The sequence below is a fragment of the Anaerophaga thermohalophila str. Valhall genome (assembly GCF_000250735.1).
Classification (GTDB): Bacteria; Bacteroidota; Bacteroidia; order Bacteroidales; family Marinilabiliaceae; genus Anaerophaga; species Anaerophaga thermohalophila_A.
Genome location: NZ_AHZV01000187.1, coordinates 1 through 1,532, shown reverse-complemented (window position 1 = coordinate 1,532; position 1,532 = coordinate 1). Strand labels below are relative to the sequence as shown.

At 30.9% G+C, this 1,532-nt stretch carries 2 protein-coding genes; both read right to left on the bottom strand.

Going from position 1 to position 1,532, the window contains the following annotated elements:
- Positions 1-66: 66 nt before the first annotated feature.
- Complete coding sequence (locus tag OQ5_RS0110260; RefSeq protein WP_016777416.1) at positions 67-420, bottom strand: STAS domain-containing protein; 354 nt, start codon at positions 418-420, stop codon at positions 67-69.
- A gap of 38 nt (positions 421-458) precedes the next feature.
- Positions 459-1,340, bottom strand: a complete 882-nt coding sequence (locus OQ5_RS0110255; protein ID WP_016777415.1) for an ATP-binding protein — start codon at positions 1,338-1,340, stop codon at positions 459-461.
- Positions 1,341-1,532 lie beyond the last annotated feature (192 nt).

The following is a 1,532-nucleotide window of genomic DNA, read 5'->3' as shown; positions in this document are numbered from 1 at the left end:
TTAAAAAAAGGCTAACATATTCATTGGTTAGCCTTTATCCGATATATTTTTTAGTTTTCTCAAAAATTAAACTTGCATCAGAAAATTTTTAAGCTCACTTTCTTCCCTAATGTTTAGATACTTAACAAACGTTGCATGTTTTACACTATTAGTTGCTGACTTTTCAACTTTTTCAATCATCGAATTCACGTGATTCGAAACATTAACATAAGTTAAGTCAATACCTTCATTGGATAATTTATTTTGCAATGAGACAAGCTGATGTGCTGCCGCACGGGATAAAAAGTCAATATCACTGAAATCGACACTATAATTTCTTCCCTTTTTTAATCGTTTAATTACGAGGTCTATTGAGGACCGACTATTAATCTGATTAAAAAAATACTTCGAAAGTTTTATATTTTTTCTTCTATTTTCCATAGTGTTAAATTAAACGTAAAGATTATCAAAAAGTTTAATTATTCAACAAAAGAGTATATTCCAAAATTGTCATCGTAGTTTCCGCAAGGAATTCTAAACATCACCAAAGTTCCATCATAATGACATTGAAAATCTAATAAATTATAATCAATCATCAAGCCATTGCCAGAAAACATTACAAATTTTCCTTTCAATCCTTTTAATAAAATTTCTCTCGAAGTATGCACACCATATCCTCGTTCATGCTGGTCTTTTGTAGATTCTCCCTTAATTACATATTCTACAGCCTCTAAATGATTTTCGATATGTGAATAATCTTTTTCACCTCTGTATTTCTTGTAGGATTGTAATAAGCCTATTCCTGCATCAGCGATGCACAAATCCAAGTAACCTTTTTGAGGATAATATTGAAAAGATATCCAACCATATTCTGCTCTGGAATGGTCAACTATATTATCCGAAATTTCCGATAACAAATAACTTATTGCTGATTTGTAATTTGCCGGCATCCCAGTAATACTACCAATCATCAAATTTGCATGTGAAATCACATTGTTCCTGGTCTGAGTTGCATCGTCGTTTTTTAATGTTGAAAATCGAATCAGAGGTAAATAAGATTTACATTTGTATGCATCTAATAATTGTTCCCACTCTTCTATGACTTCTGGCTTTAGACCAAAAGGGAAATATTGATAATTCAAATAACCTGTTGAACCAATATTAACTGCTCGGTATTTTGGATTACCTTCTAAAAAAGCAGCAAAAAATATTCCAAGTAAAGGTGGACTAAACTTATAAGTACAAAAATCCAACTCAATTATTTCATCATTAAATTTTAGGCCATTAACCTCAATAAGAAAATCCCTAATACTTAATAATTGATTTCCTATACCATCATCTCTTGTTGTCCTGATAATCATGGATAAACAAACTCTTTTATTTGTTACCAATTTACAATAAAAAAATGAAAGTGTCTGCATCAATACAAAATGCCAAAATGCCACAACGGTATTGTATTCAAAAACCCATATTCAATATCATCCATAACAACAAACGCATTTTTCCTCAGTTGCGCAATCATCCCCGCTTCCTCAATAAAAAGGCAAATATCA

Coding starts and splice junctions, on each gene's coding strand:
- OQ5_RS0110260 (WP_016777416.1), bottom strand. CDS start 420: ATGGAAAATAGAAGAAAAAATATAAAACTTTCGAAGTATTTTTTTAAT.
- OQ5_RS0110255 (WP_016777415.1), bottom strand. CDS start 1,340: ATGATTATCAGGACAACAAGAGATGATGGTATAGGAAATCAATTATTA.